At 65.6% G+C, this 2,611-nt stretch carries 3 protein-coding genes; 1 reads left to right on the forward strand and 2 read right to left on the reverse strand.

Annotated features, from left to right (window positions below):
• Nucleotides 1-65: 65 nt before the first annotated feature.
• Both Q4C89_RS14725 and Q4C89_RS14730 read right to left on the reverse strand, forming a co-directional pair.
• Nucleotides 66-827 carry a sulfite exporter TauE/SafE family protein gene (locus Q4C89_RS14725; protein WP_303103374.1) on the reverse strand — a complete coding sequence of 254 codons (762 nt, stop codon included), beginning with the start codon at nucleotides 825-827 and terminating at the stop codon, nucleotides 66-68.
• Nucleotides 828-871: 44 nt separating this feature from the next.
• Nucleotides 872-1,555, reverse strand: a complete 684-nt coding sequence (locus Q4C89_RS14730) for an SDR family oxidoreductase (RefSeq protein WP_303103375.1) — start codon at nucleotides 1,553-1,555, stop codon at nucleotides 872-874.
• A gap of 106 nt (nucleotides 1,556-1,661) precedes the next feature.
• On the opposite strand from Q4C89_RS14730, the gene Q4C89_RS14735 reads away from it, so the two are divergent.
• Complete coding sequence (locus Q4C89_RS14735) at nucleotides 1,662-2,399, forward strand: DUF72 domain-containing protein (protein WP_303103376.1); 738 nt, start codon at nucleotides 1,662-1,664, stop codon at nucleotides 2,397-2,399.
• Nucleotides 2,400-2,611 lie beyond the last annotated feature (212 nt).

Here is a 2,611-nt window from a genome sequence, read left to right on the forward strand (position 1 = left end):
CTACAATCTTCGCTTCGCACCTTCCGCCTCAACTGTCAACCCCTAATCGCCGTATACAATCAAGTCTACCCCCAGTACTTCCACAGCAACTGCCCCGCCGTAAACAGCAGCAACAGGCTGAAAAACAGCTTCAGTTGCGCGGCGGGGATACGACTTTGCAGGCCCGCCCCTACCCTGGCCCCCACCAGTACGCCCAGCGCGATGGCGGCGGCCAGCTTCACATCCAGCAGCCCGCCCGCCTGATAGACCAGGGCGTTGCCTACCGCAGTCAGGCCCATGATGAAGGTGGACGTGGCGATGGCCTGACGAATCGGCAAGCCTGCCATCAGGTTCAGCACAGGCACTTGCACCGTGCCCCCACCGATGCCCAGCAAACCACTCATGACCCCCGCAAAAGCCATGGCAGGCGGCACCAGCGGCGACGGCTCCCGTTCGACTTCGACCCGTTTCAGGCCGCGCAGCAAGTTATAGGCCGAGTACAGCAGCAACCCGGCGAAAACTGTCGCCACCACCCTGGCGGGCAGCACCAACCCCAGAAAGCTGCCCAGCGCCCCGCCGATGATGGTGTAGGGCGAAAGCAGGTAGCCTGTGCGGGCGCGAACCAGCCCTTGCTGCAAATAGGCGGCGGCTCCACTCAGGCCCACCGCCAGCACGCCGATCTGGGAAACGGCGACCGCCTGCTGAATACTCAGTTCATGGCCGAAACGGGGCAAGACGAATTCGAGGGCGGGCACAACCACCACGCCCCCACCGAGGCCCAGGATAGCCCCCAGCACCCCGGCCAGCAGCCCGATGCCAATCACGGCCAGCGTCATGGCGGAAATCATGGAGCCAAGTCTAAGCGTCCAGACGGGTCAAGAGCCGCCCAACCTTAGACCTCGACGTCGGGGTAGACCTTGAGTTCAGTGATATGCGCCCGGTCAGGCCGCGACAGGATGTGGGCCACCGTCTTGGCCAGGGCGCGGGCGTCCACCAGGGATTCCCACTTGATGCCCTCGTCGCGGTTTTCGGGCGTGTCGATGTCGCCCATCGGGTAGAGCACGCAGCCGCGCACGCCCTTGCCCTTGAGTTCGTCGTGCAGGCTCAATACATAGGCCGCCAGCGCCGCCTTGCTGGCCGTGTAGAGGGCTTCCTTGGGGCCGCTGAGCCGCGCCGCCTGCCCCGCGCTGAGGGCCAGAATCTGCCCGTCCTTCTGCTTGAGCATGGCGGGCAGCACGCCCTGGACAGCGTGAAAGAGGGTCAGCATGTTACTGCCGAACATCTGGTCGTAGTCCTCGGCGGTGGCTTTGTGGGCATCCTGGGCGCTGTACACCCCAGCGGTATGCACCAGCGTATCCACTTTTACCTTGCGCAGCGCCTCCACGCTGGCGGGGTCGGTCAGGTCAAGGTCCAGCACTTCCTTGGCGGGGTAACGGTCGGCGGCCCAGGCGAGGTCTTCGCCGCGCCCGACCAGCACCATCTGTGCGCCCGCATCTTCGAGTTCCTGCGCGATGGCGTTGGCAAGCGAGCCGCCCGCGCCGGTCAGCATGACGGTGGAAGAACTGAGGTTAGCCATACGTACAGGGTAACGGCTCGGATACCCGGCGTACCATCGGCAGTCCCATTTGAGCTTAATCTGCGCCGTGTCCGGTTCCAGACCGCCCCGCGTGCCAGGATAGGTCGTGAGCGGACAGTTCCAGGGCAGGCAGGTGCGGGTCGGGTGCGCGGGCTGGGGTGTCGCCAGCGGGCGGCCCGAATTCGGCGCGGGTGGAAGTGTGCTGGAACGCTACGCGACCCGCTTCGACACCGTCGAAATCAACTCGTCGTTCTACCGTCCCCATCGCCGCAGCACCTATCGGAAGTGGGCTGACCTCACGCCGGACGGGTTCCGCTTCAGCGTCAAGGTGCCCAAAGCCGTCACGCACACCGCCAGATTGCGGGACTGTGCGGGCACGCTCACCGACTTTCTGGACGGGGTCGGCGGCCTGGGCGACAAACTCGGCTGTCTGCTGGTGCAGTTGCCGCCCAGCCTGAACTTCGAGCCAGATGTAGCCGCCGAATTTTTCGATACGTTGCGGCAGCAGACCCCTGTCGCCACTGTCTGCGAGCCGCGCCACGCGAGCTGGTTCACCGCCGAAGCCGATGCTCTGCTGCGGGAACACCGGATTGGACGGGTGGCGGCCGACCCCGCCAGAGTTCCCGCCGCCGCTGTCCCTGGGGGCGACCCGCAAACCGTGTACTACCGCTGGCACGGCTCGCCGCGCATGTACTCCTCCTCGTATTCGGACGAAGCTCTGGCGCGGCTGGCCCAAGAGGTGCAGTCACATACGGGCGAAACCTGGGTCATCTTCGACAACACGGCGAGCGGCGCAGGCGTGGACAATGCCCTGACGCTGCTGGACAAGCTGTCTGCGCCATAGCGCGGGCGGTACAGTAGGAGTCACCGGAGAGACCTGATGACCCCAGAAAGAAAACCTGACAGCGAACTCGCGGGACTGCCCGCCTGGCTCTATCCCGCCGGATTCTGGGTGGCGGTCTTGCTGCTGGCGGTCGGCGTGCTCCTGCCCGACCTGGCGGTGTGGGGTGTCGCCTGGGTGGGGGCCGTGCCTGTGCTGGCGGCCCTGTGGGTGGC

The sequence above is a fragment of the Deinococcus sp. genome, assembly GCF_030523985.1.
In the GTDB taxonomy this organism is placed as follows: domain Bacteria; phylum Deinococcota; class Deinococci; order Deinococcales; family Deinococcaceae; genus Deinococcus.

Excerpts from the sequence above, each read along its gene's own strand:
- Q4C89_RS14725 (WP_303103374.1), bottom strand. The coding sequence starts at position 827 with ATGATTTCCGCCATGACGCTGGCCGTGATTGGCATCGGGCTGCTGGCC.
- Q4C89_RS14730 (WP_303103375.1), bottom strand. The coding sequence starts at position 1,555 with ATGGCTAACCTCAGTTCTTCCACCGTCATGCTGACCGGCGCGGGCGGC.